At 69.7% G+C, this 23068-nt stretch carries 22 protein-coding genes; 10 read left to right on the top strand and 12 right to left on the bottom strand.

The features are described 5' to 3' along the window. Positions 1-35: 35 nt before the first annotated feature. A complete protein-coding gene (locus F8566_RS12905) occupies positions 36-1064 on the bottom strand; it encodes a LacI family DNA-binding transcriptional regulator (protein WP_225993116.1) in 1029 nt (342 codons plus the stop codon). A gap of 415 nt (positions 1065-1479) precedes the next feature. On the opposite strand from F8566_RS12905, the gene F8566_RS12910 reads away from it, so the two are divergent. Together F8566_RS12910 and F8566_RS12915 are read left to right on the top strand one after the other, a co-directional pair. Continuing rightward, entirely contained in the window at positions 1480-1728 is a 249-nt protein-coding gene (locus F8566_RS12910; protein ID WP_151560419.1) for an ATP synthase subunit c family protein, read from the top strand. 214 nt (positions 1729-1942) lie between these two features. After that, complete coding sequence (locus F8566_RS12915; protein WP_151560420.1) at positions 1943-2143, top strand: hypothetical protein; 201 nt, start codon at positions 1943-1945, stop codon at positions 2141-2143. A 57-nt stretch (positions 2144-2200) separates the two neighbouring features. On the opposite strand, the gene F8566_RS12920 is transcribed toward F8566_RS12915, so the two are convergent. Further along, positions 2201-3079, bottom strand: a complete 879-nt coding sequence (locus F8566_RS12920; protein ID WP_151560421.1) for a glycoside hydrolase family 19 protein — start codon at positions 3077-3079, stop codon at positions 2201-2203. A 166-nt stretch (positions 3080-3245) separates the two neighbouring features. Here F8566_RS12920 and F8566_RS12925 point away from each other — a divergent pair, with 166 nt between their 5' ends. The 3 genes from F8566_RS12925 (at position 3246) to F8566_RS12935 (ending at position 5182) form a co-directional block, all read left to right on the top strand. Beyond that, positions 3246-3797 (top strand): hypothetical protein, encoded by a 552-nt coding sequence (locus tag F8566_RS12925; protein WP_151560422.1) that lies wholly within the window; start codon positions 3246-3248, stop codon positions 3795-3797. Positions 3798-3869: 72 nt separating this feature from the next. Beyond that, complete coding sequence (locus tag F8566_RS12930) at positions 3870-4427, top strand: RNA polymerase sigma factor (RefSeq protein WP_151560423.1); 558 nt, start codon at positions 3870-3872, stop codon at positions 4425-4427. Further along, complete coding sequence (locus tag F8566_RS12935) at positions 4427-5182, top strand: hypothetical protein (RefSeq protein ID WP_151560424.1); 756 nt, start codon at positions 4427-4429, stop codon at positions 5180-5182. Before F8566_RS12930 ends, F8566_RS12935 begins: the two co-directional genes overlap by 1 nt. 40 nt (positions 5183-5222) lie before the next feature. Here F8566_RS12935 and F8566_RS12940 read toward each other — a convergent pair whose 3' ends face one another. Continuing rightward, entirely contained in the window at positions 5223-5696 is a 474-nt protein-coding gene (locus tag F8566_RS12940) for a DUF3237 domain-containing protein (RefSeq protein ID WP_151560425.1), read from the bottom strand. Next, positions 5696-6130, bottom strand: coding sequence for an ester cyclase (locus F8566_RS12945; RefSeq protein WP_225993117.1), 435 nt, complete (start codon positions 6128-6130; stop codon positions 5696-5698). Before F8566_RS12945 ends, F8566_RS12940 begins: the two co-directional genes overlap by 1 nt. A 57-nt stretch (positions 6131-6187) precedes the next feature. Between F8566_RS12945 and F8566_RS12950 the strand changes: the two genes are divergently transcribed. Continuing rightward, positions 6188-6778 carry a TetR/AcrR family transcriptional regulator gene (locus tag F8566_RS12950; protein ID WP_151560426.1) on the top strand — a complete coding sequence of 197 codons (591 nt, stop codon included), beginning with the start codon at positions 6188-6190 and terminating at the stop codon, positions 6776-6778. Between the two features lie 138 nt (positions 6779-6916). On the opposite strand, the gene F8566_RS12955 is transcribed toward F8566_RS12950, so the two are convergent. The 5 genes from F8566_RS12955 to F8566_RS12975 all read right to left on the bottom strand — a co-directional run bounded on the left by F8566_RS12955 (position 6917) and on the right by F8566_RS12975 (position 12570). Then, entirely contained in the window at positions 6917-7903 is a 987-nt protein-coding gene (locus F8566_RS12955) for a hypothetical protein (RefSeq protein ID WP_151560427.1), read from the bottom strand. A gap of 87 nt (positions 7904-7990) precedes the next feature. Next, on the bottom strand, positions 7991-9040 hold the full coding sequence (locus F8566_RS12960; protein WP_192809650.1) for a serine hydrolase domain-containing protein: 1050 nt from the start codon (positions 9038-9040) through the stop codon (positions 7991-7993). A 167-nt stretch (positions 9041-9207) separates the two neighbouring features. Continuing rightward, a complete protein-coding gene (locus F8566_RS12965) occupies positions 9208-10314 on the bottom strand; it encodes a CU044_5270 family protein (protein ID WP_151560429.1) in 1107 nt (368 codons plus the stop codon). After that, positions 10311-10862 (bottom strand): RNA polymerase sigma factor, encoded by a 552-nt coding sequence (locus tag F8566_RS12970; RefSeq protein ID WP_151560430.1) that lies wholly within the window; start codon positions 10860-10862, stop codon positions 10311-10313. The genes F8566_RS12965 and F8566_RS12970 overlap by 4 nt, the downstream gene beginning before the upstream one ends. A 196-nt stretch (positions 10863-11058) precedes the next feature. Further along, the gene (locus tag F8566_RS12975; RefSeq protein WP_151560431.1) at positions 11059-12570 is read right to left on the bottom strand and encodes an MFS transporter; all 1512 of its coding nucleotides are present in this window, start codon (positions 12568-12570) and stop codon (positions 11059-11061) included. 195 nt (positions 12571-12765) lie between these two features. Between F8566_RS12975 and F8566_RS12980 the strand changes: the two genes are divergently transcribed. Next, positions 12766-13695: an RNA polymerase sigma-70 factor gene (locus F8566_RS12980; protein ID WP_151560432.1), complete on the top strand. Its 930-nt coding sequence runs from the start codon at positions 12766-12768 to the stop codon at positions 13693-13695. A 261-nt stretch (positions 13696-13956) separates the two neighbouring features. Further along, entirely contained in the window at positions 13957-16266 is a 2310-nt protein-coding gene (locus F8566_RS12985) for an ATP-binding protein (protein ID WP_225993118.1), read from the top strand. 352 nt (positions 16267-16618) lie between these two features. On the opposite strand, the gene F8566_RS12990 is transcribed toward F8566_RS12985, so the two are convergent. Then, a complete protein-coding gene (locus F8566_RS12990) occupies positions 16619-16819 on the bottom strand; it encodes a DUF5999 family protein (RefSeq protein WP_151560434.1) in 201 nt (66 codons plus the stop codon). A 333-nt stretch (positions 16820-17152) separates the two neighbouring features. Here F8566_RS12990 and F8566_RS12995 point away from each other — a divergent pair, with 333 nt between their 5' ends. After that, positions 17153-19519: an ATP-binding protein gene (locus F8566_RS12995; protein ID WP_225993119.1), complete on the top strand. Its 2367-nt coding sequence runs from the start codon at positions 17153-17155 to the stop codon at positions 19517-19519. Between the two features lie 85 nt (positions 19520-19604). Then, positions 19605-21746 (top strand): ATP-binding protein, encoded by a 2142-nt coding sequence (locus F8566_RS13000; RefSeq protein WP_151560436.1) that lies wholly within the window; start codon positions 19605-19607, stop codon positions 21744-21746. Positions 21747-21805: 59 nt separating this feature from the next. Here the strand turns inward: F8566_RS13000 and F8566_RS13005 are convergent, their stop codons facing one another. Together F8566_RS13005 and F8566_RS13010 are read right to left on the bottom strand one after the other, a co-directional pair. Then, positions 21806-22681, bottom strand: coding sequence for an FAD:protein FMN transferase (locus F8566_RS13005; RefSeq protein ID WP_151560437.1), 876 nt, complete (start codon positions 22679-22681; stop codon positions 21806-21808). 103 nt (positions 22682-22784) lie between these two features. Further along, entirely contained in the window at positions 22785-22982 is a 198-nt protein-coding gene (locus F8566_RS13010; protein ID WP_151560438.1) for a DUF5999 family protein, read from the bottom strand. Between the last annotated feature and the right edge of the window lie 86 nt (positions 22983-23068).

The raw sequence follows: 23068 nt of genomic DNA on the forward strand, positions 1-23068 counted from the left end.
CGGCGCGCCGGATACGGGTGCGATCTCGTGGGTGGTCAGGTGCGCGGTCTGGGAGCGGTGCTCTCCCGGACCACCAGTTCAGGCTCGGCGGTGCGCCGGGGAGCCCCCGTCGCGCCGTCGAGGCGTTCGAGCAACATCTGGAAGGCGTACCGTCCGACCTCGCCGAACGGCTGGCGGACGGTGGTCAGCGGTGGTGCGAAGTAGGGCGCCTCGGGCACGTCGTCGAAGCCCGCCACGCTCACGTCGTCGGGGACCCGCCGGCCCGCCTCGCGCAGCGCGCGCAGCAGGCCCAGCGCCATCGGATCGTTGGCGGCGAACACCGCCGTCACCGCGGGGTCGGCGGCCAGCAGCCGGCCCTGCTCGTAACCGGACCGGGCACTCCAGTCGCCGATCAGCGGGGTCGGGGCCTCCCGGCCGGCCAGCGCCTCCCGCCAGCCCGCGACGCGCGCCGCGGCGTCCACCCAGTCGGACGGCCCGGCCAGGTGCCACACGGTCTCGTGCCCGAGATCCAGAAGATGGCGGGTGACCCGCGCCGCGCCCGCGTGGTGGTCCACGGCGGCCACCGGAAACTGGACGTCGTCGGCGGCCCGGACCGCCACCACGGGAAAGTCGCGCGGCAGCCTGCGCAGTTCGTCCACCGCCGACAGATGGGGAGCGATGATGATGACACCGTCGACCGACTGTGAACGGAGCCGGTTCACGCCGTCCTCGATCGCTCCCCGGTTCAACGTGTCCAGGCTGGTGATCGTGGTGGTGTACTCCGCGCTGCGCGCGGCCTGCTCGATCCCGTACAGGGTCGAGGCCGGCCCGTACAGGGTGGTGTCGAAGCTGACCACGCCGAGGACCCCGGAGCGGCCGGTCGCCAGGACGCGCGCCGCGGAGTTGGGCCGGTAGTCCAGCTCCCGCATGGCGGCCAGCACCTTGTCACGGGTCTTCGGCCGGACCTTCTCGGGGCTGTTGAGCACACGGGACACCGTCATCGCCGAGACGCCCGCGAGCGCGGCGACGTCCTCCATCACCGCGCCGCGCGAACGCCCGGCGGGGGCAGGTGCGGCGGTGCTCAATGTGATCTCCTACACACTCGTAACGTTGCCGAAATGTTTGCGCTAACGCCCAGTGCCTGTCAACACCTGACGTGGAGATTTTGATAGCGCAAACATTTGGTGATCTTCAGGCCGGACCGCCCACTGCCGCTCTGACCAGCAGATTCGCATGATCACAAGCTTTGAAGGTTACGGGAATGTTATGCGCTAACGCCGAGAGTGGCGGCCCGTCTGAGCAGGGCCCCTATCAGAGATCTGTTGGCTGTGGGGGGCCGGTTCCGGCCGCCCCGGGCAGTCGTCTGCCGGGGGTGTGCGGGGCATGTCTCCCCGTGAGTCATCCACGTCGGAAAGAGGTTCTTGTGTTTGTTAGCCATCCTCCATAGCGGGCGTCGCCGGCGACTACGAGAGCCTCACCACCAGTGAGGAGATCAAACGCATGTCCGACGCACCACTGCCCGTCGTCGCCGAGGTGAAGGGTCACATCGCCGCCATCGCCTTCGGTATCGCCACCGTCGGCCCCGGCATCGCGATCGGCCTGATCTTCGGGATGGGCGTCCTTGCCATCGCCAGGCAGCCGGAGCTCACCGCGACGATCCGCCAGACCATGATTCTGGGGTTCTCGCTGGCCGAGGCGCTGGCCCTCATCGCCTTCGTCGTACCGTTCGTGTACGCGAGGCTCGACTGAACACTGTTCGACTGAAACACCTGTAACTCCAGAAACACCTGTAACAGGGCCCGAGGCCTGACCCACAAGGCAGGGCAGCACCAAAGACGCGCACCGTCGCCCCTTCAAGGGGGCGACGGTTTCCGGCGGACTTCACAGCCGATGACTGAGAGCGCGACAGCTCCGCTTGGCGAACGGGTGAGGGACTGTCAGACCGGCTCCTTATGCTGTGGAGATGGACGAACAGCAGCCCCAAAAGGCGTTCTCCAAGCGAACCCGCACCAAGGAAGGTCGCACGTACTACGACAACGTCTACGCGGCATCGCTCGAAGAGGCGTACGAGTTGTACGGCGAGAGCTACATGGAGGGCGCCGAAGTCGACATCGTTCCGGCCGGTGCTTGGGACCTGGCCATGGGTGACCGTGGGCTGAGTTAGCTCCTCAGACCGACGTCGAGGCCCCTCACGCGAAGGAGGAGCCTCGATCAGGCGTTGTCAGCAGTACAGGTTGTTGCCTTGGGGCGCGCCCAGGATCTGCGTGAAGCGCTGGTAGGCGTTCACCCGGCTCTGCACTGTGGCCGGATTCCTGCCGTCACATTCCAGGGCGCCGTTGATGCTGCGGATCGTCTCGCCGAATCCGCGGCCGTTGACCATCGCGCTGTGACCGCTCATGGTGCCGGGGCCGCTCTGCGTCATCCAGTACCAGAGGGCGGTCTTCCACGAGACAGCGGCATCCCGTTCCACCAGCCACGGGTCGTTCAGCAGGTTGAGGCCGAGGGTGTCGCCCGCGGCCTTGTAGTTGAAGTTCCAGCTGAGCTGGATGGGGCCGCGCCCGTAGTACGCGGCTTGGCCCGCAGGGCATCCGTAGGGCTGGCTGCGGTCGCAGTAGTGCGGGTAGTTGGAGGTGTTCTGCTCCACGATGTGGACCAGCCCGCCGGTCTCGTGGTTGACGTTGGCCAGGAAGGCTGCCGCCTCCTGCTTCCTGACGGTGTCGCTGCCGGTCTTGGCGAACGCGGGGAAGGCGTTCATCGCGGAGGTCAGGCCGTTGTAGGTGTAGAACGAATTCCGGCTCGGGAACATCTGGTCGAACTGCGCCTGGCTCACCACGAAGCCGCCGGGGCCAGGGTCGGTCGTGCCGCCGCCGCAGGTGCCCTGGTCGGCCCACACGTCGGCGCTGCCGGGCGTCTCGTTCTGCGTCCACCACTTCGCCGACCAGTTGTGCCCGTTGTGGGACACCACCGCGCCGCCGTGGTAGGCGGTGGAGGCGTTCCACCGCGTCGCGCAGGCCGCCGCCTCCGCCGCCGTCGACAGGACGGCCGGGAGCAGGCCTGCCAGCAGCGTCACCGCCGCGAGCAGTACCACCATCCGTCGCATCCGATCGCTCCTTCCCGAGATGATTCTTAGGAAAGTTTCCTAAGAATTGGCGCGATCGTGACATGCCGTATCCCGCGCGGCAAGACCCAACTCCCGCCGAAAAACCTGGTCGACAGAGCCACCTCGACTGGTATCGGCAGCCTTTTTTGAACCCCGGAGCCGTTCCGTGCGTATCGGTGTTCAGGTGCGGATCTCGGTCGAGTCCGGATCCCTTGGTTGCGGATCGGTGGATCGCTGGTGGCTCGTGTCGCGTGACAATCCCGAAAATGGCCTGGTCGCCCAGTGGAGTCGTTTCCTGGACGCGCTGGAGACGGCGTGCGTGACATGCGGGGGCCAAGGCGACGTGACGAGCCGTTCCTGGAGGGCGTGGTACGAGCGCGCGGAGGAACTCGCCCGGGTCGCCGAGGCAGCCCGCCGCGCCGCCGGACTGCGCCCTGGAGGGGGCGGAAACGGCTTCCGGGCGGCGGCTCCCACGGACACGGCGGTCGGGGCGCCGTCGATCGTCGCGGCGGTCGAGCGCGCGATGAACGAGCATGACGCGGCGCAACCAGCGGGTTCCCGCCAGGTGCCGTGCCATGACTGCGGGGGCACCGGGCGCGCGCTGAGCCCGGTGGGTGTGCGGCTGGCCGAGATCCTGGCGCACCACGGCTTCGTCCGTGTGGAGGAGCCCGAACGAGGATTCCCGAACACGAGAGGATTCCCGAACACGAAAGGATGACGGTCCTCCCGGACATGGTCTCTGTGACAGTGAGCCCCGACCACTGGGAGACCGACATGGCGAGGAACCTGAATGGGTGAGGACCCTGCGCACCGCTTCGAAGCGGTCTACCGGCAGACCTATCGCCCCATCCTCGGCTTCGTTCTGCGCCGCTGCGGTTCGGCGGAGGACGCGGCCGACATCGTCGCTGAGACGTTCGTTACGGCATGGCGGCGGATCGACGACCTGCCCGAAGGCGATGACGCGCGCCTGTGGCTCTATGGCGTGGCACGCCGCGTCATCGCCAACCACAAACGCGGGCAGCAGCGCCACCAGAAGAAGACCGCCGTGCTCTCTGCCGAACTGGCTGTCCAGCCGGCGGTCGCGCACGCCGACACGTACCGGACCTCACCGGCAGTGGAGGTCTTCCAGACCTTGCCGGAGGGTGATCGGGAGGTCCTTGCCCTGATGGCCTGGGAGGGCCTGGACCACGGCGAGATCGCCAAGGTCCTGGACTGCTCTCGGAACGCCGTGGCCATCAGGCTGCATCGTGCCCGCAGGCGGTTCGCACGGGCGCTGGACGCCGCCGGCATCACAGATTTTCAAGGCGCGGACTCGATTCGCCCCGAGGCTGAAGGGAGCCGTTGCTGATGACTTCCCGTATCGATGCGTTGCTGACGAGCACCGCCGCTCTGCGCGACCACGAGCTCGGCTGCGACGCGTCCGACGAAGGAGCCCAGGTCCTGCTGAAGGCGATCATTGCCGAGCCCCCGGTCGCCCCGTCGACCGGACGGCCACGGTCCAGGCGGCGCCGCGCGATCGTGGCAGGAGGGCTGGCCCTGGCCACCGTGCCGCTGCTGGGCTTCTCCTACCTCCACGTCGAGTCCGAGTACGTCGACCGGCTGCCGACCGAGAACGCACTCGTTCACGGGAAGGCGGGGCGCGACGAGTACTGGCTGGTGCCGTCCTTCCACAAGGACACCTGCCAGAGGCCGGAATCCGGGGTGGAGCTGGTCTCCAAGAGGCGAAACATCCTCGGAGCCGAATGGGACACCGCCGGGGTCGGCCAGCGACGGAGCGGCTGCCCCGCAGGTGAAGTCACGTTTGATCGTGCGGGTGAGGCCGATCTCCTGGCCACGCGTCTAGGCAATCGGAACGACCCGGAGAGAGCCTGGGCCGTCATCGGCGCTTTCCATCCCGACGTTCGCACCGTCCGGGTCATCACATCTGGCAAGCCCCGGTCCGCCTCAACGCTCCCTCGCGCTGACAATCCGAACGGACCCCGCTACATCGCCCTCACACTGCCGGCATCCACCACCTTTGCCAGCCTCACGTATCTCGACGAGCGAGGCAGGCAGATCCCCGGCGGCACGCGGCAGCTCATCCTGCGAACACCCCCGGATTGATCACCGCCGTCGGTGTGGCCGACCGGCCACACCGACGGCGCTAGAGCACCTCGAAGACCTTGTAGGCGACGCCGCCGTCCACCAGGTAGCCGGACGCGACGCACACGACGTCGTTCAGCCACGTGTACTGCTCCGCGCCCGTCTCGAAGAACACGGTGGTCCGGAAGTAGTACCGCGAGGGATCGACCTCTTCGGGCTTGCCGGTCCGTACCTCCGCGGGCCTGACCCACCGCCCGCCGTACGTCATGTAGATCGGCGCGCCGTCGTCCGTGCGCAGGATCAGCCGGACGTCCAGATGCATGGTCCCGTCGGCCCGGAACAACGTCCAGTCACCACCGCCCGGCAGCACCTCGCCGCGCAGCTTCGGCCCCTCGAAGGTCCCGCCCTTGGCGCCGAACATGATGCGCCGGCCGAACGGCCCGTCGCCCACGTCCACCGGGGTCTGCAGATCGACGACGATGTCGAACAGGAAGCCGGTCTTGATCTCGTCGACGTCCTTCACCCGGGAGTCCATCACCGCACCGCCAGCACCTTGTCCGTGGAGACACCCGACTGTGAACAGAGCGCCGCCAGATCGAAGAAGAACCGTTCACTCACGATCAGGTCGTCCTTGAAGGTGAACGTGATGAAGACCGGCAGCTCGGCCCGCCGCCCGTTGGGGGTCACTCCGTAGGCCGGCCCGGTCATGGTCATCCGTACCGTTCCCCAGCACACCAGCGTCTCGCCGTCGGACGCGTGGCCCTCCAGCTCGACCTCGTAGTCCGGAAAGACCGCGAAGAACCCGGTCAGCGCCCTGGCGTTCTCCTCCGTCCCCCTCGCCACCGACCCGAAGGCGGGGGCCTCCAGCACCATCTCCTCGTGCAGCAGCTTCATCGCCGCCGGAACGTCCTGCCTGCTCTTCGCCTCGGCCAGCGCCTGCGCCAGCCCGAACATGCGATCACTGTCCATGCAACAAAACATACGGTCGTACGTACGTATACTGCAAGGGTGCGAAGAGATGACTCGATGACCGACGGAAGACTCCTGCGCGGCGCCCGATCCAGGCAGGCCATCACGCGCCACGCCGTGGACGTCGCCTCCCTGGAGGGCCTCAACGGCCTCAGCCTCGGCCGCCTCGCCACCGACCTTGGCCTGAGCAAGAGCGGCATCCAGACTCTCTTCCGGACCAAGGAGAACCTCCACCTGGCCACCATCGACACGGCGGCCAGGGAGTTCTACGAAGCGGTCGTGGCGCCCGCCCTCCCCGCACCCGAAGGCCTGGCCCGTCTCAGCGCCCTGATAGACCGCTGGATCGTCTACGCCGAGACGCCACTCTTCGAAGGCGGCTGCTTCTGGGCCGCCAACCTCCCCGACTTCGACAGCCGACCAGGTCCCGTCCGCGACGCCCTGGTGAACCAGCACAACAGCTGGCGCACCCTCCTCTCGACAGAGCTGACCCACGCCATCAAAGCCGGGGAGCTGGCCGCGAAAGACCCTGAAATGACCGCCTTCCACATCGACGCAGTCCTCATGGCGACCAACACGGCCCTACGCCTGAACACCCCCAAGGCAACGGCCACGGCACGCCGCATCATCAATTCCGTTGTGACCTCATAGCCCCGGATTCAGAGCCGGTCATGCGGCGCCGAGGTCGTATTACAGCCAAGGGCAAGGTGTACGTCGCCTATGCCCGGCGGACGGATGCTTACTGCGCGCATGAGGTCCAGGCGTCGGCGTGAAGCGCTCCAGCCGGTGTCACGATGCCGTCAGGGCCGGTCCGAGCAGGAAGCGGTCGGCCTCGTCGAGCGTTCGCGGTTGCTCGGGTGTCACCTTCAGGACGTGGTGCCGGTAGTTGCGGATCTCCAGCACGCTACCGGCGTCCGCCTGCGGCATGAGCCGTAGCGCCCGTTCCACCATTGCCCGCGGGTAGACCTTGAACGTCTTCTCCCGCAACGACGTGCGGCCGCCCATGTCCTCGAAGCCGTCCGCCCGCCGCAGGTCGAACTTCAGGTCGATGACGGGGAACGGCTCGCGGTCCCACGTGGTGGAGGGCATCGAGTTGCGCCCCTGGATCCGTGCCTCGACGAACGTCTCGGTGTCCTCGTCGCCGATCTCGCAGTCGCGGATCGGGAAGACCCTGCCGAGCCTGCCCCCATAGTTCACGGCCGTCAGCGAGGGCCCGCAGAACAGCACGTGGTCGAACGGGCCGATCGGCGCGGGTAGCGGCACCTTGTGGTGAGAGCGGCCGTCGAAGGCCAGCCCGACGCGCGGCCGGACGAAGTCCAGGAAGGCCGACACCATCGCCTCGTCGTGACCGGGCTTCTTCACCACCAGGGACAGGCCCCGGCCCGCGTCCTCGCCGAGGATGCAGTAGTCGTAGAACGGCCCGGGCCCGGCCATGCGGTCGTGGAATCTCACGACCACGCCTGCGTGCCCGGCGACCGGCTCGTACTTGTCGCCGTACCTGATCACCTCGAGCAGCCGGACGTCCGCCTCGGTATCGGGCTCCGCTTTCGCCTGTGGCCCGGGCGCGACCTCGACGTACCCGGCCCGCTCCTTCTCGCTGATCTTCATGGTGACGTGGCGGAGCGCGTGCGCCTCGTCGTCGAGCGTCATGCTCGACCCGCGCATGGCGCCGCCGGCCACGCCCCAGCCCATGTGGCAGCGGATGCCGTCCAGGGTGATGTGCCAGCGTCGGACGACGCCCTTGTCGTTCTTCTCGAAATACCGTGTCTCCGCCATGACCCCGCACCCTCCCTGCCGTCCGGAAAGCCGCATGATCCCACGCACGCTGCTCACCGGCTCGGCTGACCGCCAGCGGTCCTCGAGCTAGATGATCGCGTCGTAGGCGGCCAGGACGATGCTCAACGCCCTGTCATAGCCGCCGTCCCACAGCACCTGGTTCATCACGTACGACACCGTCATGCGGTGGTCGAAGTCGACGAGCACCAGCGAACCGCCCCATCCGCCCCATGAGCAGGTGTGGTTCTCGATGCGGTAGCCCATGCCCCAGCGGACCGGTATGCCCAGGATGCGGTCCTCTCCGCTGTACTGCTCCTCGAAGACGCGCTCGCAGCCGGCTTCCGACAAGAGGCGTGCGCCCCCGCTTGCCAGCACCGACTGCACGGCGCCGACCGAGCGGGCGTTGCCGAAACCTCCGATGGCCGGTATTCCGGCACGCCGCCAGGCTGAGGTGTTGGCGTCGGACACCCCGACCGGGAAACCCTCCGGCTTGTCCCCCTGGGGATCGGCGATCAGCGGAGCGACACGATGGTCGTGCTCGGCGGGCAGGCCGATGTGGAAATCGGCGCCCAACGGCCCGGCCACCTCCTCGGCGAAGAACGCGCCCAGGCCGCGTCCGGTGACGCGACGGACGACCTCGCCCACGAGGAAGCCGAACGTGATCGAGTGGTAGCCCGCCTCGGTACCCGGCTCCCATTGCGGGGCCTGCGCGGCCAGCAGTCCGGTGACGGCCTGGGAATCGTAAAGGTCCGCGGCCGTGACCGGCTTGTCCCAGGTCGGAAGGCCCGCGGTGTGCCCGAGCAGGTGCCTGACCCGCACATCCTGTTTGCCCGCGGCCGCGAACTCCGGCCAGTAGCGTGCGACCGGCGCGTCCAAGTCGAGCTCGCCGCGATCGGCGAGGATCAGCGCGCACAGGGCCGTCATCGTCTTGGTCGTGGACCAGACGCTGGTGATGGTGTCGCGCTCCCACGGGATGCCGGCGGCCGTATCGACGTAGCCACCCCAGATGTCGACCACCGGCTCGCCGTCCATGTGGACCGCCGCCGAAGCGCCCACATCCTCGGCGTCCAGTGAGGCCGCCAACGCCTCAGCCACCTTGCTGAACCGGCCGTCACAGCTCCCCTGGATCTGCGCCACGGGGCGCAACGTACCCGCGGCCAGACGGCCGAGCCACTCATTTTCCGGGTGGCCGCAGACGTTCCGCGCGCTTGCGGATTGACGGAGAGATCTGGAATGAGTTCTGAGCATATTTCGATGAAGGTCCGCTGTCCCGGCCGTGACGGGCCGGGACGGCGGGGCCGGTGTCAGGGCAGGTCGGGCTGCTCGTTCGTCCAGCCGATCTTCGTGACGGTCTCGGAGCCCAGCACGACGCCGTCCTTGGCCCGGTAGGTCTGCGTGCCCAGCGGAAGTCCGGTGGACGGATCGATGATGGTTCTGTTCCTGATGCTCTTGCTGCCGTCGGCGCCCATGGTGACGGCGTGGCCCTTGCGTCCCAGGGAGTCGGTCACTTCCCCCGCTGAACGGACGCCGGGCGTCGCAGCCAGCATCTCGTAGGCGGCCGCCATGACCGCCGGCGAGACCGGCAGTTCCAGGATCAGGCCAGTGCCGGCCTCGTAGGTGATGGTGTCGAGCATCTTTCCGGCGCCCGGGAGACGGCGTTTGATCTGTGCGCGCAGTTTCTTCGGGTCGGCCGGCAGGCGCCGCACCTGGTCCATGGTGATCTCATAGTTGCCCAGACTCCCGACGATCCCCGGGCGCCTGATTCCCGGAGTGCCCCGTTCGGCTTTCCGTGGACCGGCCGTGGTGGTGGCGACCTGTTCCTTGCACAGGTTTTCGGCCCCGTTGTTCTCGGCCTTCCTGCAGAAGGCGCCAGAGCGGAGCTTGAGGCGCCATGAAGCCGGGGAGCCGTCGGCCTTCCAGGCGGCGCGGTCGGTGTCGGTGGCAGGCGCCCAGCCCAGATCCTGGAAGATCACCCAGCTCTCATCCGCAGGTGAGATCCATACCTCCTTGGCCACGGACCTCTGGATCCAGTAGCCCTTGCCGGGGACCCGGACCTTGTTCGAGCTCATAGTCGTTGCGATCCGGTAGTACGCCCCGTTCGCCGGCTGGTTGCGTGCCGAGGAGGCGGCGGCGAGCAGGACCGCGTCCGCGGAGAGCACGACCTGCCGCGGGGTGCTCGTGGTCGGCGGGCTGTTGGGCTCATGCGGGGCCGGTGTGCCGAGATTGGCGATCACGATGGTCACGGCGGCGGTCAGGCCGAGCGCTCCTGCCAGCCACGGTGTGCGCCGGCGCCGGGTCACCGGGCCATGGCCGTGGATCGTGCGCTGGAGCCGGTGCCTTCCGTCATCGCGGACCTCCTGCGCGGCTCTCGGCTTGGCCAGTAGCTCCTTCAGTGACTGGAGTTCGTTCATCGTTCGGTGCCTTCCAATGCGGTACGGAGTTTCCCCCTGGCTCGGCTGAGCCGGGAGCCGACGGTCCCGTAAGGGATGTCGAGCGCTGCGGCGATCTCCTCATGGCTGAGCTCGGCCAGTGCCGCGAGCAGCACGACGTCGCGTTCCTTCGCGGTGAGTCCGGCAAGGGCCTTGGCCAGCGCCGGTTGCAGGCGCTGCGCGCTCACCGACGCGACGACCCGGCCCTCATGACTGTCGGTGTCCGGCTCCGGTGCGGCTCGTGCCAGCGCCCGGTAGTGCCGCGCCTCGGCCCGCCGATGCCGTGCCACCAGATTCGTCGCGATTCCGAACAGCCACGACCTGAGGTTTCCGCGCTCCGGGTCGAACCGTTCCCTGCACCGGAACGCCTCGGTGAACACCTCCGCAACGAGATCGTCGGCGGCCTGGGAGTCCAGGCGCCCCGCCACGTAGGCGTAGATCTGGTCGAAGTACCGGTCGTAGACGGCCGGGAACGCCTCAAGATCTTCGGGAAGCGTGAGCTCGCCCGTGTCCTCAAGATCTGTGGACAAACTCCACCCCTCTCCTTGACTGCGTCGTTCACGGGGTACTTCGCCGATCCCCCGATCGGCTTTCGCTCCCTGGGACGACAAACGTCCCACCGACGGTTGGATCCTGTCGGTGGGACGTGAGTTATCCGATGAACGTGAGTGGTCGACCAATTAGCGGACGTAGAGGGTGCCGCAAGGCCATTTCATTCGCGGGGGATCAGGAGTGTGCGAGCAGCGGTTCGGTGCTTTCGGCGTCTCCGGTGTCCTCTTCGGCGACGGGCTGGGTCCCGGGGCGTGAGGCGTTCATCAGGGCGGCGACGATCAGCGCGCCGACCACGATGATTCCCGCGGCCCAGGCGCTGGCGGCCGCGAAGCCTTCCACCACCGCCTGCCTGGCGATGGCCGGGCTCCTGCCCTGCGAGGCGTGCGAGGCCAGGTAGTCCACGGTCGCGCTGGTGGCGATGGTGTTGAGCAGCGCGGTGCCGATCGAGCTGCCGATCTGCTGCGCGGTGTTGAAGCTGGCCGAGGCGATGCCCGAGTCGTTCTCATCGACGCCGTGCGTGGCGCAGTTGAGGGCCACCGGCATGATCATGCCAGCCCCGAAGCCGAGCAGGAGCTGCGCGACCAGCACGCCGCTCGCGTAGGTGGTGTCGGCCTCCAGAGTGAGCATCCACGCCATGCCCAAGGAGCTGATGAGCATGCCGGGCACGATCAGCACCCGCGGTGGGACCTTGGGCAGCAGCCGGGTCGTGAGCCCGCCGGCCGACAGCAGGACCGCCGTGGTCATCGGGAGGAACGCCACGCCCGTCTTGACCGGCGAGTATCCCATGACGACCTGCATGTAGTAGGTCATGAAGAGGAACGCGCCGAACATTCCGATGACGGCCAGTCCCACGGCCAGGTAGGCGCCACCGCGGTTGCGGTCGGCGATCACGCGCAGCGGCAACAGCGGCTGCGACACCCGGCTCTCGACGAAGGTGAACGCGGCGAGCAGCACCGCGCCGGCGGCCAGCAGGCCGATGACCGTCACCGAGCCCCAGCCGTCGGACTCGGCCTGGCTCGTGCCGTACACGATCGCGACCAGCCCGCTGGTCACCAGCAGCACGCCGGGGATGTCGAACCGGGCCTTGCCCTCGCTCCGCGACTCGGTCAGCACCGCGTACCCGCCGATCGCCGCGATCAGGGCGATCGGGATGTTGACGTACATGCACCAGCGCCAGTCCAGGTATTCGGTCAGCGCACCGCCGATCAGCAGCCCGATCGCACCGCCGGCGGCAGCGATGCCGCCCCAGATCCCGAACGCCTTGGCACGGTCCTTCGGGTGGGTGAACGTCACGGTCAGCAGCGACAGCGCGGACGGCCCGAGCAGGGCACCGAACGCGCCCTGGAGGGCGCGGGCGGTCAGCAACGTCTCGAAGTTGGTCGCCGCGCCGCCGAGTGTCGACGCGGCGGCGAAGCCGAGCAGCGCGATCAGGAAGGTCCGCTTGCGGCCGGTGTAGTCGGCGATCCGGCCGCCGAGCAGCAGCAGGCTGCCGAACGCCAGCGTGTACGCGGTGATGATCCACTGCCGGTCGCCGTCGGAGATCCCCAGATCCCGCTGGAGCGACGGCAGCGCGATGTTCACGACGGTGACGTCCAGGATGATCATGAGCTGGCCCAGCCCGATGAAGAGCAGCGCGGCCCAGCGGCGCGAGGCGGCCGGCGGGGCCTGCGCCTTCGTGGTTGCCATGACTTCGTCCTCACTCGTGGAGTTGCGTGCCGGGCGGATCGTTCGCGCGGCGCTGACGACCACGAGACGCGGCCGATCCGATCCCTGTGACAGTGCGGTCATGTGACGTGCACCACCGACTGCGGATGTCACAAAGCCGTGGGCACCGGCGTCTTGTGCGTGAGCGCGTTGACGGCGAAGAGGCAGGAGCCAGGCATGAGCGAGCGAACAACGGGCACGACCGAGCCGCTTGCCGGTGGCGGCCGCATGGACTCCGCCACCGAGGCGTTCGTCGCTCACCGAAACCTGCTTTTCACCGTTGCCTACGAGATGCTCGGTTCGGCCGCAGACGCCGAAGACGTGCTGCAGGAGACCTGGCTGCGGTGGGTGGGCGTCGATCTGGCCACGGTGCGGGACCAGCGCGCATACCTGGTGCGGATCGCCACTCGCCAAGCGCTCGACCGGCTGCGGACGCTCGCCCGGCGCAAGGAGTCCTACGTCGGCCCCTGGTTGCCCGAGCCGCTGTTGACCGCGCCGGATGTCGCCGAGGACGTCGAGCTGGCCGAGAGCGTCTCGATGTCCATGATGCTGGTGCTGGAGACCCTCGGGCCGACCGAACGGGCGGTGTTCGTGCTGCGCGAGGTGTTCGAACTCGGGTATGACGAGATCGCAGAAGCCGTGGACAAGAGCCCGGCCACGGTCCGCCAGATCGCCCACCGGGCACGGGCGCACGTCGCCGAGCGACGACCGCGCGGCATCGCCTCCCCAGGCGAGACCCGGGCCGCGCTCCAGGCCTTCCAGCGGGCGGTCGATACGGGCGACCTGCAGAGCCTGTTCGACATCCTCGCGCCGGACGTCGTCGCCCTGGGCGACGGTGGCGGCGTCAAGCAGGCCATCCCGCGGCCCATCGTGGGGGCCGGCAAGGTGGTGCGTCTCTTCGCCGCCGGTTTGAACGCGGCCGACGGTGCGGTATCGGTCGAACCGGTCCAGGTCAACGGCGGCCCGGCCCTGCTCCTGCGGCTCGACGGGGAAGTCGAGGGCATCGTGGCGATGCGGATCGAGGACGGCTTGATCACCGGCCTCTACGTCGTACGCAATCCGGAGAAGCTGGCGCGCGTGGATCGGGAGACCACACTGAGCCGCTGAGTCCCAGGGGATCGGACGCCCGCCGATCTCCTGAACGTGCCCCCAGCCGCCCCGTGGCTGAGCGGATTGTCGGCAAAGACGGCAGAAAGTGCCGTGCGACTCGGCATCGATGAGGTGTGCGACCGGAAACGGCGGGGCATAACCTGGATTTTGTCGGCCGTACGAGTTCGCGCACGGTGACCCGCGAACCGGGGCCGGCGTGAGGCGTGTATGACTACGGCGACTTCCAGCACGCGTCGGCCAGGGCGTCTACCGGCCGAGGTGACGAGCTTCGTCGGGCGCCGGCGCGAGATCGCCGACGTCCGCCAGATGCTGACCAGATCCCGGATGGTGACGCTCACCGGCCCGGGCGGCGTCGGCAAGACCAGGCTGGCCTCGCGGGTGGCGGCCGACGTGCAGCGGGCGTTCCCGGACGGGGTGTGGCTGGTCGAACTCGCCGCCCTGCAGAACCCGGAGCTGCTGGTCCAGACCGTGATCGACACCCTGGAGATCCAGGACCGCACGTCCCGGTCGCCGATACGGGTGCTCGTCGACCATCTGCAGGGCAGGCGGGCGCTGCTGATCTTGGACAACTGCGAGCACCTGCTCGGTGAGACCGCCATGCTGGCCGGGGAGCTGCTGCGCGCCGCGCCCGACCTGCGCATCCTCGCCACCAGCAGGCAGGCGCTCGGCATCGTGGGCGAGCAGACGATGGGCGTGCCGCCGATGCCGCTGCCGGACTCCGGGAGGCAGGACCCGGCAGACGTGCTCGCCGGGGCGGACGCGGTGCAGCTGTTCACCGACCGGGCGGTCGCGGTGCTGCCCGGCTTCACGCTGAACGACGCCAACCGCGGCGTGGTCGAACGCATCGTCCGCCGCCTCGACGGCATCCCGCTCGGCATCGAACTGGCCGCCGTGCGGCTCCGGGTGCTGTCCATCGAACAGCTGAACGACCGGCTCGACGACCGGTTCCGCCTGCTGTCGGCCGGGTCGCGGACGGTCATGCCCCGCCACCAGACGCTGCGGGCGCTGATCGACTGGAGCCACACTCTGTGCACCGAGCAGGAACGCCTGCTGTGGGCGCGGGCCTCGGTGTTCGCGGACGGCCTCGACCTGGACGCGGCCGAGGCGGTCTGCGCCGGTGACGGCATCGACCGCGACGAGATCATCGACCTGGTGGCCGGGCTGGTGGACAAGTCGGTCTTCACCCGGGAGGAGCAGGCGGGCGGCGTCCGGTACCGCCTGCTGGAGACCATCCGCCAGTACGGCCTCGACCGGCTCCGGGAGTCCGGGGACGAGGACAGGCTCCGGGGCAGGCATCGCGACTACTACCGGGACCTGGCCGTTCATGCCCAGGAGGAGTGGTTCGGCCCCGACCAGGTGACCTGGTTCGAGCGGCTGCGCAGCGAGCACGGCAACCTGCGCACCGCCCTCGACTTCTGCTTCGCCACGCCGGGCGAGCACGCACAGGCCCTGATCATGACCACGGCGCTGCGCTACTACTGGATCGCGGCGGGTTTCCTGCGCGAGGGGCGGACCTGGGTGGAGCGCGGGCTCGCCTCCTCGCAGGCCGCCCCCGACGACGTCCGTGCCCTGGCCCTGTGCATGCTGACCAGGCTGGCGATCCTGCAGAACGACTTCGCCGCGGCGGAGTCGGGGCTGAAGGAGAGCCGCGTCCTGGCCGAGCGGCTCGGCGACGGATCGATCATCGCGCAGGTCCGATATGTGTCGGGATTGGCCGCCCTGTTCCAGGGGAGGCTGCCGGAGGCCCTGAAGCTGCTCGCCGAGGCGACGTACGACTGGTACGGCGAGATCGGCGACGAGATGGGCGTCGTCAACTCGATGATGTACCTGGCCATCGCCCATTCGTTCCTCGGCGATTCCGACACGGCCGTCACGTTGTTCGAGGAATGCCTGCGCAGGTGCGAGGCGCGGAGCGAGAACTGGTTCACCTCGTACGCCAAGTGCGTCTACGGGCTGGAGGTGTGGCGGCAGGGTGACCCGGCGCGGGCGATCGAGCTGGAGCACGAGAGCATCCGGCTCAAGGAGCCGTTCAACGACGGGCTGGGCACCGCGCTGTGCGTGGAGATCCTGGCCTGGATCGCGGCCGGCGAGGACGACTGCGAACGTGCCGCCCTGCTGCTCGGAGCCCTCGGCCCCATGTGGCGGTCCGTCGGCGGATCACTGTTCCACTACCTGCGGGCGTTCCATGAGGACTGCGAGCGGCGGGCGCGAGACGGCCTCGGCGCCAGGAAGTTCGACTCGATCATGGCCAAGGGCGCCGGGCTCGACCTGCGGCAGGCGGTGGCGGTGGCCCTGGGGGAGAAGGCGCCGGTGGACGAGACGTCCGGGACGGCCGTCGCGGAGTCGCCGCTGACGCCCCGGGAGCTTGAGACCGCCCGCCTCGTCGCACAGGGGCTGACCAACAAGGAGATCGCGGCGGCACTGGTGATCTCCAGGCGGACCGCCGAGGGCCACATCGAGCACATCATGAACAAACTCGGCTTCAAGTCCCGTACCCAGATCGCGGTCTATATCGGACAGCTGGACCGGGCCCTGGACGGCGACGGCGCTTCCACCGGCGAGGTCTGACGGCGGGCGGCCCCGGGGGGAACGGGGGACAGGGGGCAGGGCCGCCCGGCCGGTCATGGGGGGCGAGACACCGGGACCGTCACCAGCGGTGACCTGACGGCCCCGGTGTCTCGTCGGGGAGAGTGGCTTTGGAGGCCTCCGATCGGTGCTCGCCGCAGGCCGAACGGAGGCCCGGTTCTGGTGGACGCTCAGGATCCGCCCGCTCAGGATCCGCCGCTCAGTACGGCAACATCCGTCCCGAGGGGGTCCGCCGGTCGAGCTCGACCTCGGCGGGCCGCTTCGGCCGCTTGGTGATCTGGATCCTTTGCATCGCGTGACTCTCCTTGGTCGCGTCCCGTGCTTCCGGGGTCTGTCAGGCGGCCTTCGCGTAGCTACGGCCGGCGCGCTGGACGGGGACGCTGCGTCCGTCGGGCAGCAGTTCGCCGCCGTCCTCGAAGATCACGATGCCGTTGCAGAGCAGGCCCCATCCCTGCTCCGGGTGGAACGCCACGAGCCGGGCCGCGTCATGATCAGGCGCGTGTGCTGCCGGGCATTCGGGCTGATGCTGACACATGGCTCTCGTACCTCGATCCTCGCCGTGGACGGCGTGGTTCTTTGGACGCTTCAAGCATGCGCCGGCGAGCCATACCCATGGGACCGGGAGAACCCCCGTATGCATACCCATTCCACGTACGTAGGTATGGACCCGCAGCGGGCATGGGGGTCCGACCAGGGCGTTTTCCAGCTCATGCACGTGCAACCGGAGCGTGCCAGGGCATAAAGTGGCTGTGTTCGATGCGGTCCAGACGCGTGGTGATCGTGGCGCGAGGCATGTATGGCTGTAGCGGCATCGAGCGCCTCGAGACGGCGGCAGGTGTCCAGGCTCCCGGCCGAGGTGACGAGTTTCGTGGGACGCCGGCACGAGGTTGCCGAGGTCCGGCGCATGCTCTCCACCTCGCGGACGGTGACCCTGATGGGCGTGGGGGGCGTCGGCAAGACCAGGCTCGCCATCCGGGTCGCGACGATCATGGAGCGGTCCTTCGCCGACGGCGTGTGGCTGGTCCAGCTGGCCGATCTGGAAAAGCCGGAGCTGCTCGTCCCGACGGTCCTGGAGAGCATGGAGATCCGGGATCACTCGAACCGGCCGCCGATGGACGTCCTGATCGAACATCTGGCCGGCAGGCAGGCCCTGCTCGTCCTGGACAACTGCGAGCACCTGCTGCACGAGTGCGCCGTCCTGGCGGAGACGCTGCTGCGCGCCACCCCTGACCTGCGGATTCTGGCCACCAGCCGGCATGTGCTGGGAATCGCCGGCGAGCAGACGTTCCCCGTGCCGACGCTGCCGGTGCCGGACTCGGGGTCCCACGGCGCGGCGGCCTCGGACGCGGTGCAGCTGTTCACCGAGCGCGCCCAAGCCGTCCTGCCCGAGTTCGAACTCACCGAGGACAACCGGGAGGCGGTGGAGCTGATCTGCCGGCGGCTCGACGGCCTCCCGTTGGGCATCGAGCTGGCGGCCGTGCGGCTGCGGGTGCTGTCGGTCTGGCAGCTGCTGGACCGGCTGGACGACCGTTTCCGGCTGCTGACCACCGGGTCACGGGCGGTCCTGCCCCGCCACCAGACGCTGCGGGCGCTGATCGACTGGAGCCATGCCCTGTGCACCGAGCAGGAACGCCTGCTGTGGGCGCGCGCCTCGGTCTTCAGCGGCGGCCTTGACCTGGAGGCGGCCGAGGCGGTCTGCGCGGGCGACGGGATCGCCCGGGAGGACGTCGTCGACCTGGTCATCGGCCTGGTGGAGAAGTCGATCCTGACCAGGGAGGAGCACCCGGCCACGGTCCGGTACCGGCTGCTGGAGACCATCCGCCAGTACGGCCGCGAGCGCCTCGCCGATTCCGGCCAGTCGGAGGAGCTCGTGCGGCGCCACCGCGACTACTACCGGCGGCTGGCGGCCGAGGCCCGCCGCCGGCTGTTCGGCCCCGACCAGGTCGGCTGGCTCGCCCGGCTGCAGCTTGAGCACGCCAACCTGCGTACTGCGCTGGCCAACTGCTTCGCCAGGCCGGAGGACGCGCCGGTCGGCGCGGGCATGGCCGCCGACCTGCTCTACCACTGGATCACCAGTTACTACCTGGTCGAGGGGCGCCGCTGGCTGGACCGTGCCCTGGCGACCTGTACCGAACGCGGCGAGGTCCGGGCCCGGGCGCTGTGGGCCGACAGCTGGCTCGCCATCATCCAGGCCGAGCCGGCGAAGGCCGGGGAGATGCTGGAGGAGAGCAAGGCCATCGGCGAGGAACTGGAGCTGGAGTCGGTCCTCGGCTACGTGGCCGTGTTCTCGGGGATGATCGCCATGTACGCGCAGGAGCCCGAAAAGGCGATCGCGCTCTACGAGGAGGCCGTGGCCCGCCACCGCTCCACCGGGGACCCGGTGGGCCTGGCGCTGGCGCTCATCCGGCTCTCCCTCGCCCACTCCTTCCTCGGCGACTCGGCGCGCGCCATCGCCGTCGGCGAAGAGGGCATCGCCGTCTGCGAGGCCCACGGGGAGGGCTGGCACAAGGCGTACGCCCAGATGGCCCTGGGGATCGAGATCTGGCGGCAGGGCGACGTGCGGCGCGCGACCGAGATGGAGCAGGAGAGCCTGCGGTTCAACCGCTCCCTCGACGACCCGCTCGGCATCGGGGTGAACCTGGAGGTACTGGCCTGGATCGCGGCCACCGAGGAGCAGTACCCGAGGGCGGCCCGGCTGCTGGGGATCGTGGAGACCGCCTGGAAGGCGATCGGCGCTCCGCTGTCCGGATACGGGCACCTGGTGCACTTCCACGACGAGTGCGAGGCCCGGACCCGCGAGGCCCTCGGCCCGGCGGCGTTCGACGAGGACCTCCAGTGGGGCGCGGGTCTGCCGTACGACGACGCGCTCGCCTACGCCCTGGAGGAACGGACGGCGGCGGCCGCCGCGACACGGCCGGGCGCCGGATCCAGGCCGGGCGCGGCCCCCTCACCGCTGACCCCGCGGGAGACCGAGATCGCCGGGCTGGTCGCGCGGGGGATGAGCAACAAGGAGATCGCGGCGGCGGCGGTGATCGCGCAGCGCACCGTCGAGGGTCACATCGAACACATCATGAACAAGCTCGGTTTTCGTTCCCGCGCCCAGATCGCCGCGTGGGTGGGAGACCGGCCCTCCCAGGATGAATCTCCCCGTTCCGCCTCCCAGAGCCGGCAGGCGAAGACTCGGAAGGCGCGGCGGCCCCCCGGACGCCCAGGGGACGAGGCGCCACGCGAGTGATGGTCCGAGGGTGTGATGAGCGAACGTGCGACTGAGGAAACGAGCCGATGAGCCGAGGGTGATCAGCCGAGGGCGATGAGCCGAAATGACTGCTTATAACGAAATGATGGCGAACGGACGGCCGGTCGGCCTGTCCGAGCTCATCGGGCGCGGGCCGGAGATGGCCGAACTGCGCCGGATGTTGCCGAAGGCGCGGCTGCTGACGCTGACCGGTGCGGGCGGGGTCGGCAAGACCCGGCTGGCCCGGCGGGCCGCGCGCACCCTGCGGGGGTGGTTCCCCGGTGGGGTGGAGTTCGTGGAGCTGGCCACCCTGGAGGACGGCGCCCTCCTCGAATCGGCCGTCGCATCGGCCCTCCGGCTCCGCCACAGCGGCCGGCAGGCCATGCCCGTCCTGGTGCACCATCTGGCCGACAAGCGCATGCTGCTCATCCTAGACAACTGCGAGCACCTGCTGGAGGCGTGCGCCGACCTGGTGGACCGGCTGCTGCACGGCGCCCCGCGGCTGCGGATCCTCGTCACCAGCCGGCAGCGGCTGGGTGTGCCGGGCGAGCACGTCCTGGCCGTGCCCGAGCTCCCCGTCCCGCCGGCCGGTGCGACCGTCGGCGACATCGCGCGGAGCGAAGCGGTGCGCCTGTTCGCCGAACGGGCGGCCGAGGTGCGGCCGGGATTCGTCGTGGACGCGGCGAACGCCCCCGCCGTCGCCCGGCTGTCCCAGCGCCTGGAGGGCCTCCCGCTGGCCATCGAGCTGGCTGCGGCGCGGCTGCGCACGATGCCCCTGGACGAGCTCGTGCGCAAGCTCGATGATCGCTTCGATGTGCTGGCGCGGCGTGACCCGTCCCAGGTCGGAGGCTCGGCGCCGCCGCACCACGAGACACTGCGCGCGACCATGGACTGGAGCTACGGGCTGTGCTCGCCCGGGGAACGGCTCATGTGGGCGCGGCTGTCGATCTTCCCCGGCGGGGTGGACCTGGACACCGCCGAGGCGGTGTGCGCGGGCGGCGGGATCGCGCCCGAGGACGTGTTCGAGCTGCTCACCGGGCTGCTCGACAAGTCCATCCTGTCCACGGAACGAAGTGATCACGAGGTCCGCTTCAGCATGCTGGACAGCATCCGGGCCTACGGCCGCGAGCAGCTGACGTACGGCGCCGAGCGGGCATCGGGCGGCGAGCGGGCACCGTACGACGAGCAGGCCCTGTACGAGCGCTATCGCGACCACTACCTGCGCCTGGCCACCGGAAACCGGATCGACGCGCTGGCGCCGAACCAGCTCGACCGCATCCGGACGGTTCGGACGGAGCTTCCCAACCTGCGCGTGGCGCTCGACCTGTGCTTCAAGCGCGGCGACCCCTCGGCGGGGCTGGAGATCGCGTTCGCGCTGTGGGGGCACTTCCTCCTCAGCGGCGCGATCAGCGAGGGACGGTACTGGGCGGAACGCGGCCTGGCGCTGGGGCCGCAGACCGGCACCACCCGCGCGAAGGCCCTCTGGGCCGCCGCCCTGTTCGCCCTCCACCAGGACGATCTCCCTGCGGCGACGCAGCGGGCGGACGAGTGCCGGACGCTCGCGGAACGGACCGGGGACGCGACGGCCTCCGCGTTCGCCGTCGAGACCTCCGGCATGATCGCGCTGGCGACGGGGGACAGCAGGCGCGGGTTCGAGCTGATGCGGGAGGCGCGGGCCCGCCTCCAGGCCGTCGGGGATCTTCCCGCCGTCGGGATCAACCTGTACTACTCGGCGTCGGTCGGCGTGACCGAGAGCCCGGAGGTGTCCGCCGCCCTCGGCAGGGAGCTCCTCGCCCTGACCGAGGCCCATGAAGCCCCGCTCTTCCAGGCGTACGCGCTGCTCGCGCTGGGGTTCGCCGCCTGGCGGCAGGGCGATTCGGGCACGTGCGAGGTCAGGATGCGCCGGGCGGTCCGGACCCTCGGCATCGCCAGCGACCGCTGGGGCCTGCTCATGTGCCTGGAGGCCCTTGCCTGGACCGCCTGCATGAACGGGCGGCACGAACGGTCGGCGCGGCTGATGGGCGCGACCGGGCGGCTGTGGCAGACCCTCGACACCCCGCCGGTCGAGTTGCAGATCCTCGCGGACTCGCACCGGGACTGCGAGGCCGCGGCGCGCCGGGTACTGGGACCCCAGGCGTACGCCACGACCCACCACGCCGGGGCGCGGCTCGAACTGGACCGCGCGGTCGCCTACGCGCTCGAGGACGGGGGAGAGTCACTCGGCTGAGCAATTGGCCGGCGGGCGGCCCAGCCGAGGATCGAGCGTGTGGCGACCGCGCGGGGCTCTCAGGCCGGCGAGGCGGGATCCGCGGGCCAGTTCCCGACCGTGTGCACCCAGCCGTCTGCGTGCACAAGGCGGGCCGGCAGCCCCACGGACCTCAGCCAGTCGACGGCGTCATGTCCGGAGGCGAGCGCGGCCGTCCCGGCCGTGCCGGCGTCGACGCAGCTCCCGGCCGTGACCGAGACCGAGCGCCAGGGGCCGCGCGCATGGTGGCCCGGGCGCGGGTCGACGGCGTGCGGGACGCCCCGTCCGCCCGCCGGCGTGCGCTGCGGCGCGGTCAGATTCCGGGTGGCCAGGCCGCCCGGGACTCGCAGTACGACGTCCTGGCTGAACGCGACCTCGCGGTGGCCGTTGGTCGCTCGCGCCGGCCAGCCCGTGGTCGGAACCGGTCCGGCCACCGCGACATTCCGGGCAATGGACACCAGGACCCCGCATCCTGCCTGGCCGGTGGCGAGCTCCGCGGCCCGGTCGGCGGCGAACGCCGTCGCCATGGGCCACAGGTCCAGGGCCGTCCCCGGAGGCAGCGTCACGGTGCCCTGCGGCTCGTCGATCACGATCGACCGCCAGGCTCCGCGCGGGCCGCTCGCGATGGGATCGGCCAGGCCCCCGGTCACCTCCGCCGCGTGCAGGGCCGTCCAGAGCAACGCGTGCAACGTGGCGCCCACCGGGACGGGCCGGCCGGCCCCCGCGTGGACCCGGGCAAGATCGGAATCCTCGCGGTGCACGCCGCAGGCGGCGTCGATGTCGGCGATCACCTGGTCGACGGCCCGCCGCGCGGCGCTGAGCCGATCGGGGTCGGTCACCATCAGCGTGGCGACCTCGCCCCAGAGCGGAAAACGCTCCGTTCCGAACGTCGCCCTGCCGGCCTCGAGCGGCTCCATAGGGAAGGTCTCCGCCTCGGCATGGAAAGGATCAGTCAACAACGTCCATCCCCCTTGGGTTGTCGCCGGTCATATCGATCAAGGGCATTGAGCGAAAAGTCTTCTATGCGACGCCCACGGGCTCGGCGGCCCGGGGAGCCGGAACGGCCCGGCCGTCGGGCAGCAGTTCGCCGCTGTCATCGAAGATCACGACCCCGTTGCAGAGCAGGCCCCACCCCTGTTCGGGGTGGTAGGCGACGAGGCGGGCCGCGTCGTGGTCGGGAGCGCTGGCGGACGGGCAGGCTGGCTGGTGCTGGCACATGGTTCGGACCTTCGGTTGACGCCGGGTGCGTAAAGCTCGGCTTTCAACGAGCCTGCCTCCGGCGCCCTCCGAGGCGGGAGGGGGTA

The sequence above is a fragment of the Actinomadura rudentiformis genome, from assembly GCF_008923185.1.
In the GTDB taxonomy this organism is placed as follows: domain Bacteria; phylum Actinomycetota; class Actinomycetes; order Streptosporangiales; family Streptosporangiaceae; genus Spirillospora; species Spirillospora rudentiformis.